The following is a 14,436-nucleotide window of genomic DNA, read 5'->3' as shown; positions in this document are numbered from 1 at the left end:
TGCCTCCTCGGCTCGCCGCACTCTGGCACATCGCAATGCCGTCCCTGGGAGGAGGAGTCCACCCCATCAGGTAAGGCACAGCCGCACCCGGATGTGGCCTTCCCGATGAACGGCGTCGCCGGGATCGGCTTTCGGCAATCGGTATCGGCTTTCGCGTGTGATTCGCGCCTCAGAGCCCCGGGTGCGCTTCGCTTACCCGGGCTACAGAAGCGGGAGTTTTTCTGCGTGAGGGGTTTATGGTGCGCGCGCCAGTGCCAGCACGCGGACTTCGGCGGCACCGGCGCGCAGCAGGGTCTTGGCGGCTTCGCGCACGGTGGCGCCGGTGGTGATCACGTCATCGACCAGCAGCACGGTGGCGCCGTCCAGCGCCGCGGCATCGAAGGCGCCGCGCAGATTGCGGCGCCGTGCGGCAGCATCCAGTTCGGTCTGTGCGGCGGTGGCGCGGCAGCGTTGCAGCAGATCCGGGCGCAGCGACAGGCGGTGTGCGTGGGCCAGCGGCCGTGCCAGTTCCAATGCCTGGTTGTAGCCGCGCCGCGCCAGCCGGTCGCGGTGCAAGGGCATCGGCACCATCTGCTGCACGCCGTGCCAGCCGGGCCAGTCGCGCAGGGCCTGCAATGCCAGTTCGGCCAGCACCCGGCCGCAGGCCAGATCGCGGTGGAACTTGAAGCGCGGCACCAGTTCGGCCAGTGCGTCCTGGTAGATCCATGGTGCGACCGCGCTGGAAAACGGTGGCGGTTCGTGTAGGCAGGCACCGCAGTCCGGCGCCGGTGCGGGCAGCGGCAAGGCGCAGTGCGAACAACGGGAATCGTTCTTCGGCAGAGCGCCGATGCAGGCACGGCACAGATCCAGCGTGTCGGCGGCTTCGCCGCACAGCAGGCAGCGCGGCGGCAGCAGCCATCGCGACAGGCGGTGGTGCAGCGCGCGCAGGGGCGAGGATTCGTGGTTGACAGGCATCGGCGGGGTTTCCAGACTTTGGCCACTGTGCCATCGCCGTCCGCATGGATCGACCCCTACCGATGCCCACCCCGATTCGCCACGATTACCGCCGCGAGGAAATCCTCGCGCTGTTCGATCTGCCCTTCACCGAGCTGGTGTTCCGCGCGGCCAGCGTGCACCGCGAACATTTCGATCCGACCCGGGTGCAGGTCTCCACATTGCTGTCGATCAAGACCGGCGGCTGCCCGGAAGACTGCGGCTACTGCCCGCAGGCGGCGCGTTACGACACCGGAGTCGCGGCGCAGAAACTGATGGATGCCGACGACGTGCTGGCGCGTGCCCGCCAGGCGCGCGATGCCGGCGCCACGCGCTTCTGCATGGGCGCGGCCTGGCGTTCACCCAAGGACCGCGATATTCCGAAAGTGGCCGCGATGATCCGCGCGGTGCGTGGACTGGGGCTGGAAACCTGCGCCACGCTGGGCATGCTCAGCGCCGATCAGGCACTGGCGCTGAAGGACGCCGGGCTGGACTACTACAACCACAATCTGGATACCGCGCCAGAGTTTTACGACTCGGTGATCGGCACCCGTGTCTACCAGGACCGCCTCGACACGCTGGCGGCGGTGCGCGCGGTCGGCATGAAGACCTGCTGCGGCGGCATTGTCGGCATGGGCGAAAGCCGCGAGCAGCGCGCCGGCCTGCTGCAAACCCTGGCCAACCTGCCCGAACACCCCGAATCGGTGCCGGTGAACCTGCTGGTGCAGGTGCCTGGCACGCCGCTGGCCGGCACCGCCGCGCTGGATCCATTCGAATTCGTCCGCACCATCGCCGTGGCGCGGTTGCTGATGCCGGCCTCCACGGTGCGGCTGTCGGCCGGGCGCGAGGCGATGAATGACGAAATGCAGGCGCTGTGTTTCCTCGCCGGTGCCAACTCGATCTTCTACGGCGAAAAACTGCTGACCACCGACAACCCGGAAACCGACCGTGACCGCCGGCTGTTCGAGCGCCTCGGCCTGTCGGCGCTGACAGTTGCGCCACAGCAGGACAGTGATGCGTCTGGCTGCGGTTCGGCCTGCGCCTGTACCACCGGCGCGGCAGAAGCCGACGCCGAAGCCGCGATGGAAGAGGTCGTCTGAGATGGCGGCGCGGCGACCGGGATCTTCCAGTGGCCGACCGGCGATCACGGCCCGGTTGGCGGCCGAACGGCAGGAACGCGAAGCGGCCCGGCTGACCCGCCGCACCCGCGAAATCCACGCCCGCGACGGCATCGACATCGGGATCGATGGGCGCAGCCTGCGCAACTTCTGCAGCAACGATTATCTGGGCCTGGCGCAACACCCGGAAGTGATCGCCAGCTTGCAGGAATGCGCTGCCTGGCGCGGTGTCGGGGCCGGCGCCTCGCATCTGGTCTGCGGCCATTTCCGCGAACACCGCGAACTGGAGGAAGCCATCGCGCAATGGCAGGGCTACCCGCGCGCGCTGCTGCTGGGTTCGGGCTATCTGGCCAATCTGGCGGTGGTGCAGGGCCTGCTGCGCGAAGGCGACCTGTGCGTGCAGGACAAGCTCAACCACGCCAGCCTGCTGGATGGCGCGCGTCTGGCCGGTGCCGAACTCAAGCGCTATCCGCACGGCCTGCTGGATGGTGCCCTGCGCCAGCTGCGCAGCCGTCCGGATGCGGCCGCGCTGCTGGCCACCGATGGCGTGTTCAGCATGGATGGCGATTTCGCCCCGCTGAAGATGCTGGCGGTGCTGGCGCGCGCCGAAGGCGCCACGCTGTACGTCGATGATGCGCACGGTGCCGGCGTCATCGGCCCGGATGGCGCCGGCAGCGTCGCGCATGCCGGTCTGGGTGCGCGCGAAGTGCCGCTGCAGCTGATCACGCTGGGCAAGGCGCTGGGCTGCGCCGGCGCGGTGCTGGTCGGGCAGGACGCGCTGATCCAGGCGATCAGTGAAACCGCGCGGCCCTACATCTACACCACCGCGGTGCCGCCGCCGCTGGCCTCGGCCGCCCGCACCGCGCTGGGCATCGCACGGCGCGAAAGTTGGCGCCGCTTCAAACTGGCCGCGATGATCGCTCGCTTCCGCCGGGGCGCGCAGCAGCTGGGCGTGCCGCTGATGGATTCCAGTACCCCGATCCAGCCGATCCTGGTCGGCTCCAACGCCGCCGCGTTGACCGCCTCGCAACGGCTGGAAGAAGCCGGCTTCTTCGTCGGCGCGATCCGCCCGCCCACGGTCCCCGACGGTCGCGCCCGGCTGCGCGTCACGCTCAACGCGATGCACTCGGAAACCGACGTTGACGCACTGCTGGAAGCCTTGTCCAAGGCGCTGCGCAATGTTGCGGAGCCGGCGTGAGCGGGTGTCTGCCTGAGCACCGTTCCGGCAATCCGGGTACCGGCTGAAGCCATGCATATCGAAACCCACGGCAGCGGCCCGGCGCTGGTGCTGATTCACGGCTGGGCGATGCATTCGGGCCTGTTTGCGCCGCTGGTGCGGGCGCTGGATGGGCGCGTGGCGCTGCATCTGGTGGATCTGCCCGGGCATGGCCGCAGTCGCGGGCAGTCGCTGCCGGAACCGGACGCATTGGTCGATGCGCTGGTGCAGCGCGTGCCCTCCGGTGCGGTCTGGGCCGGATGGTCGCTCGGTGGTCTGGTCGCGTTGCAGGCGGCGCAGCGGCACCCGGCGCAGGTCGCGGCGGTCGCTGCGATTGCCTCCAATCCGCGTTTCGTCACCGGGCCGGACTGGAAGCACGGTGTGGAAACCCACGTGTTCGGGCAGTTCGCGCAGGGACTGGAAGGTGATTTCGAGCGCACCATCGAGCGCTTTCTGGCACTGGAAGCGATGGGCTCGGACCAGGCCGGCGGCCATCTGCGCGAATTGCGCGAGCAGGTGTTCCAGCATGGCGCACCGGATCTGGCCGCGTTGCGTCGCGGTCTGGAGCTGCTGGAATCCGTCGATCTGCGCGCAGCGGTGGCGCAGCTTGCGCAGCCTTCGTTGTGGATCGCGGGGCGACGCGACCGGCTGGTGCCGCCGGCCGCGATGCGCTGGGCGGCGCAGACCGCCACCGATGCGCGCTATCTGGAATTTCCCACCGGCCACATGCCGTTTCTGGCCGATGCGCCGGCCGTGGCGCAGGCGCTGCTGGATCTGGTGCAACAGGTGGCACCGCGCTGAACGTCGTGCCGAGCCGCTATCATGCGCGCCGCATGTTCGATCTGGATTTCCAACACGTCCGCCGCGCCTTCGGCCGCGCCGCACCCGGCTATGCCGCGGTGGCGGTGCTGCAACGCGAGGTCGAAAAGCGGCTGCTGGAACATCTGGACTACGTCACCACGCCGCCGCAGCGCATCCTGGATATCGGTTGCGGCCCGGGTTTCGCCAGTGCCGCGCTGAAGGCGCGCTGGCCCAGGGCGCAGGTGATCGCGCTGGATCTGGCGCTGCCGATGCTGCGCCAGGCAGGCAAGCAGGCCGGCTGGTGGCGGCCGCGTTTCTCCCGCATCTGTGCCGATGCGCGCGCGCTGCCGCTGGCGCCGGGCAGCATCGATCTGGTGTTCTCGAACTTGTGCATGCAGTGGATTCCGGATCTGCCGGCGTTGCTGACGCAATGGCGTCAGGTGCTGGCGCCGGGGGGATTCCTGGCCTGTTCCACATTCGGACCCGACACCCTGCATGAGTTGCGGGCCGCGTTCGCGCAGGTCGATGAAACACCGCATGTCAACGGGTTCGCACCGATCCAGGCGCTGGGCGATGGCCTGATGAGTGCCGGCTTCCGCGATCCGGTGCTGGACACCGACCATTTCACCCTGACCTATGCCAGCGCCACCGGCCTGATGCGTGAACTGCGCGCGATCGGCGCCGGCAATGCCGCCAGTGCGCGCCGCCGCAGCCTGACCGGCAAGGCGAGGATGGCGGCGGTGATCGAAGCCTACGACGCCTTCCGCCAGCCCGATGGCCGGCTGCCGGCGACCTGGGAAGTGATCTACGCCCACGCCTTTGCACCCGAACCGGGCCAGCCCTTGCGCAGCGGCGGACTGGATGTCGCGGCGGTGCCGCTGTCGCGGATACCGATCCGGCGGCGGAGTCACTGAGCGGCGCGCAGGTGTTCGACCACGGCCGCTTCCAGTCCGCCGGGTGAGGTGCGCAGGCGTGCAAGTTCGTCACGGTTCCAGTCGGCGGCGATGCGGCCATCCAGCAGCAGCGCGGCGCGATCCAGATGGCGTTCGGCCACGTCCAGGCCGTGCGTGGCCAGCACGATCGCGCTGCCGGCGTCGGCGCGTTCGCGCAATACCTGTTTGAGTTGCCAGGCGGCGAGCGGGTCCAGACCGTTGAGCACTTCGTCCAGCAGCAGCACCGGTGGATCGCCGAGCAGCGCCAGCACCACCGCCAGCTTTTGCCGGGTGCCGAGCGAATACGCCGCCACCTCGCGTTCGATCCACGGGCTCAGCGCCAGCTGCCGGCACAGCGCGTGGGCCTGTTCGATCGCGCTGCCATCCAGTCCGCGCACGCGTGCGACCAGTTCGATGCATTGGCGCCCGCGCAGCGCACCGGGCAGTGTCGCAGGATCGACCGCGTAGCCGAGCCGGCTGCGTGCTGCGAGGGGTTCGCGACGTGGGTCGATGCCATCCACGGCCAGTTCGCCACGGCATTCCAGCGTGCCGGTGCAGGCACGCAGCAGGCTGCTCTTGCCCGAGCCATTGGGGCCGATCAGGCCGAGCAGTTCACCGCCGTGCACGCGCAGATCGACGCCGCGCAAGACCACTTCCGGACCGTAATCCAGATGCAGATCGCGCACATCCAGCCGCACCGGACTCATGGCCGCGCCGCCCGACGCAGCAGCCAGAGACACAGCCCGAGCCAGACCAGCGGCAGCAGCGGCATCGCCACTTGCGCGGTGGCGCCAAGCAGGAGCAGGTGCAGCGTGCCGAGCAGCGCCACACGGTGCGGCCGGCGGCGTTCGGCCAGCACGCAGGCGATCTGCAGCAGGGCCAGGGCCAGCAGTCCGAGCCCGATCCAGTGCGCGACCCGCGTGGCACCCAAACCGGCCAGCGCGCTGCCCAACACAAGGGCTGCCAACAGCGCCAATGTGGTGGGGAACAGCGCGCCGCCGAGCCAGAATCGCAGTCGCAGCGGCTGTGTCCAGAGCCAGTTCTGGGCCTGCAACAGCACATCCAGACTGCGCCGCCAGGCGCTGATCCCGGCCGCGATGCACAAGCCCGCCACCGTGCTGACGCCGGCCGCGATGGCACTGGCACCGACCGGGATCAACAGCAGAATCCAGCCGCCGCGCGCCAGCACGCGGGGTGAAAATCCGGCGCCGGCTTCGATCTTCTGCCAGCGCCAAAGACGGCCGCGTCCGGTGTCTTGCCAGCGCGGCAGCGCAGCGTGGGGGTGTGCATGCTGCGGTGTGCGGCGCGAGCGATGCGCCCACAACGCCGCGAACACTCCGGCCAGCAGCAGCGCCAGCATCAGCAACCCATGGGCTACAGCCGGCAGGCGCAACACGCACAGCAGCAGTATTCCGGCCAGTGCGTGCGGCAACAGCGCCAGGCCCAGCACCCGCCACCGTTCGTGCCGGCGGACCCGTTCCGCGACCGGCTGCGCGAAGCACCAGTGGATGCATTGCTGGCGCTCCCACGCGGTCAGGCGCGAGGCCGCGTGCAGCGCCAGCAGGGCGGTCGCGCCCAGCATCCATGGCAGCGGTTGCGCCAGCATCGTGCCGCGCAGCAAATCGATGACGCTGCTGCGCGCGGCCAGCGGCAACAGTGCGATCAGCATGATGCCCAGCGCGAGCCAGGCCAGTGCGTGGAAGGCGGTTTCGCCCGGTGCCTGACGCCATTGCTGCACGCGGTTGTGCCAGATCGCGTGGCGTTGCAGCTGCCAGGGGTCGAGAGTCGGGTTCGGGTCGGAAGGATTCAACGGTGCCGGGTCTGCTGCAAGGAGGTCTGCAACAGACTGGCGCCGCCGGTCTTGGTTCCCGTTGTCGTGTCGTGAGTGGGGAAGATGCAGCTTACGGCGCCGCGTCCGGCAGGTGTGCGGCCGGATCCTGCAGTCGCGTCCAGACGGCATCCAGCGCCGCGTGCACCTTCGGCAGCAGCGGCACATAGCGGGCGCCGTAGTCGGGCAGGGCGAGGAAGGCGTCGAAATGCTGCGCCGCCGGCACCGGCCAGAACACTACTTCGCGCCCGGCGGCCTGCGCCATTGCGGCATAGGGAACGCTGGAGAACGCCATCGGGATCAGGCCATCGTCCTGGCCGTGCACGATCACCACCGGCAGCCCTTCGCGTGGCAATCCAGCGCGGGTTTGCGCCACGCCGGCGCGGACCCGTTCGGCGGCCTCGCTGTTTCCTTCCCACAATGCGCGCAGGCAATCGATGCCGGCCAGATCCGGATCGGTTTCGCCACGCTGTGGATCCAGCAGCGCGATGCCGTTGCCCGGCGGGATGCCGCTGCCTTCGCTCCACCATGTCGCCTGTTCCTGCGCTGTGGTGGCACGCGGCTGGCCATCGGCGTCGACCAGCGCCCAGCGGAAACCGCAGGGATGTTCGCCCGGGCCGAAGCGGCCATAGGCCGAGGCATAGGTCGCCAGCACCGCGCGCCACAGATCGAAGCCGACCGAACTGGTGCCGCCGCGCAACGCGGCATCGTCGAAGCCGGCCGCGTGCAGTTGCTGCAAGGCGTCGCGGGCCTGCGCGGCGACATCGGCGCCGGCCAGTTCGCCGCGTGCACGCAGGCTGGCGCAGCGCTGTTCACCCAGACTGCGCAGCTGTGCGGTCAGCGGTGGCTGCGGCAGGTCGTCCAGTGCCAGCAGGGCGCAGGGCATCAGGCGCGCGGCCAGCGAACCGTAGTCGAAAAGCGCGCGGCTGCCGGGCGCATCGACATGGATATTGGGCTCGCCCGCGACGACCGCGTCGATCAGCCCGTCTTCGATTTCGGCCGCGCGCAGCACCGCGCCGCCGCCATTGGAAATGCCGACCGCGATGACCCGCGTGTTGGCGGCAGTGAACGGCGCCTGCGCCGGATACTGGTCATCCAGCACGCGCAGCGCGAACTGCGCGGCCTGGTGCACATGCCGGCCCCAGTCGGCTTCGGGGTTGTCGCGCGAATGGGCGTGCTTGAACGCGATGCCACCTTCGGCCTGCTGCGCCGGCGCGAATACCGGGGTGATGCCCGGCGCCACGATCTGGCCGTTGGCATCCGGACCCAGGCCGGTGGCCAGGTCGAAATAGTCGCTGCCTGCGCCCTTGTCGGTATGCACCAGCGCGCAGCCGCGCGGTAGCGCCCAGGGTGCGGCGACCGCGATGGCGCCGTACGGGCCGCGTGAGCCCGAGGCTACCGCGACGACCACGCAGCGCTGTTCCAGATCGAATGCATCGGGCAGTTGCAGCACCACGCGGTGGGGCTCGTTCGCGCCTTCCAGCCGTGCCAGCGTGGCGAATTCACGGCCCGCCACCACCGGCAGTTCATCTCCGGCGCCGCCACCGGGGCGCAGGTCGGCGATGCCGCGCCAGTTGCTCCAGATCGCGCGGCGGCGCAGTTCGGCCACGGTCGGTGCGGCGGGATCGGCGAACGCCGGTGCGCTGGCGTTGCGCAGTCCTTCCAGCCCAAGGCCGGCCGACACCAGGTCATCGCCATCCCGATGCACGCTTTCACGGATCGGGCCGAAGGCGGCGTGCCGGCTGCTGTCGGGCGCCGCCGTGGCGGGCGTGGATGGTGGGGTGTCGGTGCGCATCGGAGACGTGCCGCAGGCGGCCAGCATCAGCGTGGCCAGCGCGCAGCCCAGGGTTCGTGTGTTGGGAGGCAGGATATTCATGTGCGCCACGATAACGCGGCGGCGCCGGCGGAAAACTGTACCTTCGTACCACGACGGCGCGTAGCCGGGCGCTGTGGACTGCGGAAGGCGCGGCAATCCGCAGTAAGCTCGCCGCCTTCTGTTGCGCTGCCACATGATGCTCCGATGACCTTCGACGCGTTTTTCCTGATCGTGCTGATGCTGGTGCTGGGCAAGCTCTGCGCCCAGTGGCGGGTGTTCCCCGAATCGGCGGCGGAAGCCTTCAACCTGTTCATCCTGTACTTCTGCCTGCCGGCGGCGGTGCTGCGCTATGGCGCCAAGTTGGAACTGGGCACGGAAATCCTCGCGGTCGCGGCGGTGCCGTGGGCGCTGCTGGTGCTGTCGTTCGGCCTGATCCTGCTGCTGTCGCGGCTGTTCGGCTGGAGCCGGCCGGTGACCGCGGTGCTGCTGTTGTGCGTGCCGCTGGGCAACACCTCGTACCTGGGCTATCCGCTGGTGCAGGCGATGCTGGGTGATGAAGGCCTGCCGTATGCGGTGATCTACGACCAGTTCGGCGCCTTCCCGATCCTGGCCACGTATGGCCTGTTCGTGCTGGCGCACTACTCGGGCGAAGCGCGCCCCACGCTGTGGCAGATCGGCCGCCGGATCCTCACCTTCCCACCCTTCATCGCCTTGGTGCTCGCGCTGACGGTGATGCCGGCGCAGCCGCACCACACCATCGAAACCGTGCTGGTGCGGCTGTCCGATGCGCTGCTGCCGCTGGCGGCGCTGGCGGTCGGTCTGCAGATCAAGCTGCGTCTGCCGCGCGAAAAACTGGCGCCGCTGGCGCTGGGTCTGTCGCTGAAACTGCTGCTGTTGCCGGCATTGGCACTGGCCTGGGTGTGGCTGGCCGGCATGCCGCCGCTGCCGGCGCAGGCAGTGGTGCTGGAAACCGCGATGCCGACGATGATCACCGCTGCAGTGCTGGCAATCTCGCACCGCATCGCGCCGAATCTGGCGGCAGCGATGGTCGGCTACGGGCTGGTGATTTCGATTCTGACGCTGCCGCTGTGGCATCTGCTGCTGCAAGGCCTGCCGTGGGCCGGGTGAACAGGCCGCGCGCGCAAGGGCGGGCGATTCAGCTTGCCACCCGCATCATCGAGGGCTGGTTTCCCGTTCCTGCAAAGGAGTTCCCCCGATGAGCATGATGAGCACTGCAAAAATCCGCGCCAGCCAGGCCGCAGAGGACGCCCGCGCCCTCGGCCGGCAGGTCGAGGACCAGACTCGGCAGCTGGCCGAAGCGGCGAAGGAGCGAGGTTCGGAACTGGCCCACAGCGCCAGCGAAGGCCTGCAACAGGCTGGCCAGGTGGTGCGCCGCCATCCGGTGGTGTCTTCGGCGGTGGTGGCTGCCGCGCTGTTCGCGATTGGCGGTTATCTGCTGGCACGGCGCCGCTGAAGCGGATCAGGCCCGCTACCGGCCGGCGTTGCCGGTCAGGCGCAGGCCGGATATTTCGACGCGCCGGATGACCGTGGTGATGAAAAGGGCGACGCATGCGTCGCCCTTTTCGTGCCGCCATCCTGTTCAGTGATGACCGTTGCGCGCCGGCGACTGCATCAGCCGGTCGGTCCAGGCGATGCCGATCGCCGAGAGGATGAAGACGATATGGATGATCGTCTGCCACAGCACGCCGTCGGGCGTCAGCGTGCTGCAGCGTTCGGCGCCGACATTGGACGCGGCCGTGGCCAGCAGTTCCGGCGGGCAGAACGGCAGCCCGTTCAGGGTGCCGGCGGCGATGAAGGTCTTCAGCAGGTGGATCGAGGAAATGCCGATGATCGCCATCGCCAGCTTCACCTTCAGCACCGAGGCGTTGACGTGGCTCAGCCACTCCGGCTGGTCCGGATGGCCTTCCAGCCGCAGGCGTGAAACGAAGGTTTCATAACCGCCGACGATCACCATCACCAGCAGGTTGGAAATCATCACTACATCGATCAGGCCCAGCACGATCAGCATGATCTGCTGTTCGCCCATGTGCACCGCATCGTGCAGCAGATGCCACAGCTCCTTGCCGAACAGGAAGACGTAGACGCACTGGGCCACGATCAGGCCCAGGTACAGCGGCAGTTGCAGCCAGCGTGAACTGAAGATCAGCCAGGACAGCGAGCCGAACGGCGCGATGCCGGCATGTGCGGGTGGCGGGGTGGAAGCGGAACGATGGGTCATGGGCGTGGGCCGGAGGAAAAACCCGCGCACGTTAGCGGCAGCGCCGGCCGCTGCCAAGGTGTTGCAGTGCATCAGGCGGGCCGTGCTGGCGCCTTGCGTATACTTCCCCGCATCGGCCCTGCGGCCACTGCCGGATTTCCACCACGTGCGCAGCGACCTGGCATCGCGCCATCCCGCCGATGCGACCGAAGCCCTCCTGCCTGATGTCGACGCGGCGGCCGCGCTGCTGCTCGCGCGTCGTCCCGGCCTGCTGTCGTGGCTGGCGCGCTGGCGCCGGCAACTGGTCGAGCGTTTCGGCACCGAACTGGACGAGGACGCCACCCGCGCCAACGCCGCGCTGATCATCGGGCTGGCCCGGATGGGGCTGCGCCACGGCAGCTGGGGCGATGATTTCCACGCCTACCACAACGAAGACCACGCGCTGGAACTGCTCGACCGGCGGCTCGGCCGGCTGGCGCAGGAAACCCCGGAACACGTGCTGGACGGGCGCGACTGGATCGCACTGGCGCTGTTCGCGGTCTGCCACGATCTGCGCCAGCGCGAAACCGGCCCGGAGCTGGACCGCATCGGCGCCAACGAGGCCGCCAGCATGGCTGAATGCGCGCGCATCCTGGCCGCCGCCGGCTTTGATCCTGCACGTGATGCATGGCTTTATCGGACGCTGGATCTGGCCATCGCCGGTTCCACCTTCGATGCCCGCCCGCTGCCGCCGGACAGCCGCAGCAATACTGCCGAACGGGCTGCACATGGTGGCCCGCTGGCGCCGCATCTGGCGTCGTGGCTGGATGAAACGCAGCCCGGCTGGCGCGAGGATCCGCTCACGCTGCGCGCGCTGGCGCTGGCGCAGGTGGCCTCGGATCTTGATACCGCCAATGTCGCCGAACCGCTGATGGAACTGGCCGCCAGCTCCATCCGCCTGTGCGAGGAACGCGAGATGCGCGCCGGCCGCAATCTTGATGCCGCCGAATCCGCCGCGCCCTGCCTGGCCTTTCTGACCGATGGGCAGGAACGCTATTTCTTCGAATTGCACCGGTTCTGTTCCGAACCGGGTCGCCACGCCTTTTCCGCCGGCAAGGCCGCCAATGCCGAACCACTGCGCGCGATCGTCGCGGCGCTGCGTGACGCCCATCCCGATGGCCCGAAACCCGGCCAGGACGGGCGCGACCTGATCCGCGAATTCGCCCGCCTCGCCCTTCACTTCACCGGTTGACCCATGCAGGACCACATGCAGGACCATCAGACCCGTTTCCTTGATCTCGCGCTGCGCTGCGACGTGCTGCGCTTCGGCGATTTCACGCTGAAATCCGGCCGCAACAGCCCGTATTTCTTCAACGCCGGGCGCTTTGACCACGGCGCCGCGCTGGCCACGCTGGGGCAGTGCTATGCGCAGGCGCTGCTCGGCGCGGGGATCGGCTTCGACATGCTGTTCGGCCCGGCCTACAAGGGCATCCCGCTGGCCAGCGCCACCGCGATCGCGCTGGCCGCGCATGGGCGCGATGTGCCGCTGGCGTTCAACCGCAAGGAAGCCAAGGCCCACGGCGAAGGCGGCAGCCTGATCGGCGCGCCGCTGCAGGGCCGGGTGCTGATCGTTGATGACGTGGTCACCGCCGGCACCGCAGTGCGCGAATCGATCACGCTGATCCGCGCAGCGGGCGCGCAACCCTGCGGCGTGCTGGTCGCGCTGGACCGGCAGGAACGAGGTGAATCCGGGCTGTCCGCCACCCAGGAAATCAGCCGTGATGCCGGCATTCCGGTGATCGCCATCGCACGGCTGGCCGAACTGCTGACCTATACTGGCGCCCATCCCGAGCTGGCGGAGCACCGGCACCGGCTACTGGACTACCGTGCCCGGTACGGCGTGTAGTGACGGCTCCGTCCTCCCCGATGAATCCTGCGGAGACGCGCGTGAAACCGATTTCCACCCTGACCCTGATCGCCGCCCTGCTGGCCTTCGCGCTGGCGGCGCTGTCGTTTGATGCCACCGCCCAGCGCAAGCTGTACCGCTGGACCGACAAGGACGGCAACGTCCACTACACCGACCAGCTGCCGCCCGAAGCAGCGCAGGACAAGCGCGAGGAATTGAACCGCCAGGGCATCACCGTGCGCACCACCGAACGTGCCCGCACGCCGGAGGAACAGGCCGAATGGGAAGCCGAGCAGAAGCGGCTCGAAGCCGAGCGCATCGCGGCCGAGGAAGTGGCCAAGATGGACGCGGTGCTGATCGGCTCCTATCCCACGGAGACGGATCTGCAACGCGCCTACAACGAGCGTTTCGACCTGCTTGAACAGAGTCTGGAATCGGCCCGGGTCGGCATCCGCAGCCAGGAAAAAAGCCTGGCCGAACTGCTCGCGCACGCCGCCGATCTGGAGCGTGACGGGCAGAAGGTGCCGCCGGCGATCACCGATTCGATCGCCCGCACCCGCGACCAGGTCAACGACCAGCGTGCCTATCTGGAGCGCCGCGAAACCGAGCGCGCCGCGCTGCAAACCGAATACGACCAGCTGCTGGCGCGCTACCGCGAGCTGAAAAGCGGCGCCGACGACAGCGCCACGCCCTGATTTGGCGTCCCGTCGCCTGCGTGGACCGCGCGCCGGATTTTTCGGCAACCCATCGTCTGCTTCCGCACGTGACAAGGGCGCAAGTGCGATTCCTGTCGCCGGCATCGGCAGTGATTGAATGACAGGCACCGGCAAGGATCTGGTGCTGTTCGATTTCGATGGCACCCTGACCCTGCACGACACCCTACCGGCCTTCATGCGGCGCGCGGTGCCGCGTCCGCGTTATCTGGCCAGCGCCGTGCTGCTGTCGCCACTGCTGCTCGGTTACCGGTGTGGACGGGTGTCGGGTCACACGATCCGCAGCGCGATCATGCGCGCCGGATTCAGCGGCGTGGAATGCGCCCGGCTGGAAGCCATCGGTGCCGAATTCGCGCAGGACACGCTTCCCGGCGTGCTGCGGCCCGAAGCGATGGCGCAGCTGCAACGTCACCGCGATGTTGGTGACACCGTGGTCGTGGTGTCGGCGGGGCTGGATCTGTACCTGGCGCCGTGGTGCGCAGCGCAGGGCGTGGAGCTGCTGTGTTCACGTCTGGAACGGCGCGGCCGCCGCTTCACCGGGCGCTATCTGGACGAACAGTGCGCCGGCGCGGAAAAGGCGCGGCGTGTACGGGCCGCGCATGATCTGACCCGCTTCCGCCATATCCACGCCTGGGGCGATACGCACGAAGACGCCGAACTGCTGGCGTTGGCACACACGCGTATCTATCGCGGCCGGGATATCTCCAATGGGCCGTTGCCTTTGCGTTGAAGTGAGTAGTTGCGGGGGGGTGTTGCCGTGTGGTGTGCTGTGGCGCATCGGCAGGTATCGCTCAAGCCGGGAGAAGGCGTAGTCGCGGTGATGTGGGAATCATGGGAAAGCCTCTCCCGGGTGCGCTGCGCTTACCTGATGGGATGGACTCCTCCTCCCACGGACGGCATCGCGATGTGCCAGATTGCGGCGAGCCGAGGAGGCATC

At 68.7% G+C, this 14,436-nt stretch carries 15 protein-coding genes; 10 read left to right on the top strand and 5 right to left on the bottom strand.

Annotated elements, in window-relative coordinates; genetic code table 11:
• Positions 1-234 precede the first annotated feature (234 nt).
• Positions 235-954 carry a ComF family protein gene (locus tag WDB66_RS15050; RefSeq protein WP_339399418.1) on the bottom strand — a complete coding sequence of 240 codons (720 nt, stop codon included), beginning with the start codon at positions 952-954 and terminating at the stop codon, positions 235-237.
• A gap of 62 nt (positions 955-1,016) precedes the next feature.
• Here WDB66_RS15050 and bioB point away from each other — a divergent pair, with 62 nt between their 5' ends.
• From bioB to bioC, 4 genes are read left to right on the top strand one after another with little or no spacing between them, the layout of a single operon-like run.
• Positions 1,017-2,072: a biotin synthase BioB gene (gene bioB, locus WDB66_RS15045; protein ID WP_339399417.1), complete on the top strand. Its 1,056-nt coding sequence runs from the start codon at positions 1,017-1,019 to the stop codon at positions 2,070-2,072.
• Position 2,073: 1 nt separating this feature from the next.
• Positions 2,074-3,288, top strand: coding sequence for an 8-amino-7-oxononanoate synthase (gene bioF / locus WDB66_RS15040; protein ID WP_339399416.1), 1,215 nt, complete (start codon positions 2,074-2,076; stop codon positions 3,286-3,288).
• A gap of 51 nt (positions 3,289-3,339) precedes the next feature.
• The gene (bioH, locus tag WDB66_RS15035) at positions 3,340-4,107 is read left to right on the top strand and encodes a pimeloyl-ACP methyl ester esterase BioH (RefSeq protein ID WP_339399415.1); all 768 of its coding nucleotides are present in this window, start codon (positions 3,340-3,342) and stop codon (positions 4,105-4,107) included.
• A 32-nt stretch (positions 4,108-4,139) separates the two neighbouring features.
• On the top strand, positions 4,140-5,021 hold the full coding sequence (bioC, locus tag WDB66_RS15030; RefSeq protein WP_339399421.1) for a malonyl-ACP O-methyltransferase BioC: 882 nt from the start codon (positions 4,140-4,142) through the stop codon (positions 5,019-5,021).
• Here bioC and WDB66_RS15025 read toward each other — a convergent pair.
• From WDB66_RS15025 to WDB66_RS15015, 3 genes are all read right to left on the bottom strand, one after another.
• Entirely contained in the window at positions 5,015-5,746 is a 732-nt protein-coding gene (locus tag WDB66_RS15025) for an ABC transporter ATP-binding protein (protein WP_339399414.1), read from the bottom strand. The two genes, bioC and WDB66_RS15025, sit on opposite strands and share 7 nt — an antisense overlap.
• Positions 5,743-6,849, bottom strand: a complete 1,107-nt coding sequence (locus WDB66_RS15020; RefSeq protein ID WP_339399413.1) for a hypothetical protein — start codon at positions 6,847-6,849, stop codon at positions 5,743-5,745. The genes WDB66_RS15025 and WDB66_RS15020 overlap by 4 nt, the downstream gene beginning before the upstream one ends.
• 91 nt (positions 6,850-6,940) lie before the next feature.
• Positions 6,941-8,743: a 3-hydroxybutyrate oligomer hydrolase family protein gene (locus WDB66_RS15015; protein WP_339399412.1), complete on the bottom strand. Its 1,803-nt coding sequence runs from the start codon at positions 8,741-8,743 to the stop codon at positions 6,941-6,943.
• Between the two features lie 144 nt (positions 8,744-8,887).
• Here WDB66_RS15015 and WDB66_RS15010 point away from each other — a divergent pair, with 144 nt between their 5' ends.
• Both WDB66_RS15010 and WDB66_RS15005 read left to right on the top strand, forming a co-directional pair.
• Entirely contained in the window at positions 8,888-9,811 is a 924-nt protein-coding gene (locus WDB66_RS15010; protein ID WP_339399411.1) for an AEC family transporter, read from the top strand.
• Between the two features lie 88 nt (positions 9,812-9,899).
• A complete protein-coding gene (locus WDB66_RS15005; protein ID WP_339399410.1) occupies positions 9,900-10,157 on the top strand; it encodes a hypothetical protein in 258 nt (85 codons plus the stop codon).
• Between the two features lie 126 nt (positions 10,158-10,283).
• Here WDB66_RS15005 and WDB66_RS15000 read toward each other — a convergent pair whose 3' ends face one another.
• Positions 10,284-10,922, bottom strand: a complete 639-nt coding sequence (locus WDB66_RS15000; protein ID WP_489670881.1) for a TIGR00645 family protein — start codon at positions 10,920-10,922, stop codon at positions 10,284-10,286.
• A gap of 145 nt (positions 10,923-11,067) precedes the next feature.
• Between WDB66_RS15000 and WDB66_RS14995 the strand changes: the two genes are divergently transcribed.
• The 4 genes from WDB66_RS14995 (at position 11,068) to WDB66_RS14980 (ending at position 14,229) form a co-directional block, all read left to right on the top strand.
• On the top strand, positions 11,068-12,132 hold the full coding sequence (locus WDB66_RS14995; RefSeq protein WP_339399409.1) for a hypothetical protein: 1,065 nt from the start codon (positions 11,068-11,070) through the stop codon (positions 12,130-12,132).
• 15 nt (positions 12,133-12,147) lie between these two features.
• Positions 12,148-12,786, top strand: a complete 639-nt coding sequence (gene pyrE / locus WDB66_RS14990; RefSeq protein ID WP_339399419.1) for an orotate phosphoribosyltransferase — start codon at positions 12,148-12,150, stop codon at positions 12,784-12,786.
• A 41-nt stretch (positions 12,787-12,827) separates the two neighbouring features.
• Positions 12,828-13,481, top strand: a complete 654-nt coding sequence (locus WDB66_RS14985; protein ID WP_339399408.1) for a DUF4124 domain-containing protein — start codon at positions 12,828-12,830, stop codon at positions 13,479-13,481.
• 118 nt (positions 13,482-13,599) lie between these two features.
• On the top strand, positions 13,600-14,229 hold the full coding sequence (locus tag WDB66_RS14980; RefSeq protein ID WP_339399407.1) for an HAD-IB family phosphatase: 630 nt from the start codon (positions 13,600-13,602) through the stop codon (positions 14,227-14,229).
• Positions 14,230-14,436: the final 207 nt, after the last annotated feature.

The organism is Denitratimonas organivorans (genome assembly GCF_037478135.1).
Taxonomy (GTDB): domain Bacteria; phylum Pseudomonadota; class Gammaproteobacteria; order Xanthomonadales; family Xanthomonadaceae; genus Denitratimonas.
This window is presented reverse-complemented; position numbering and strand designations above follow the sequence as displayed.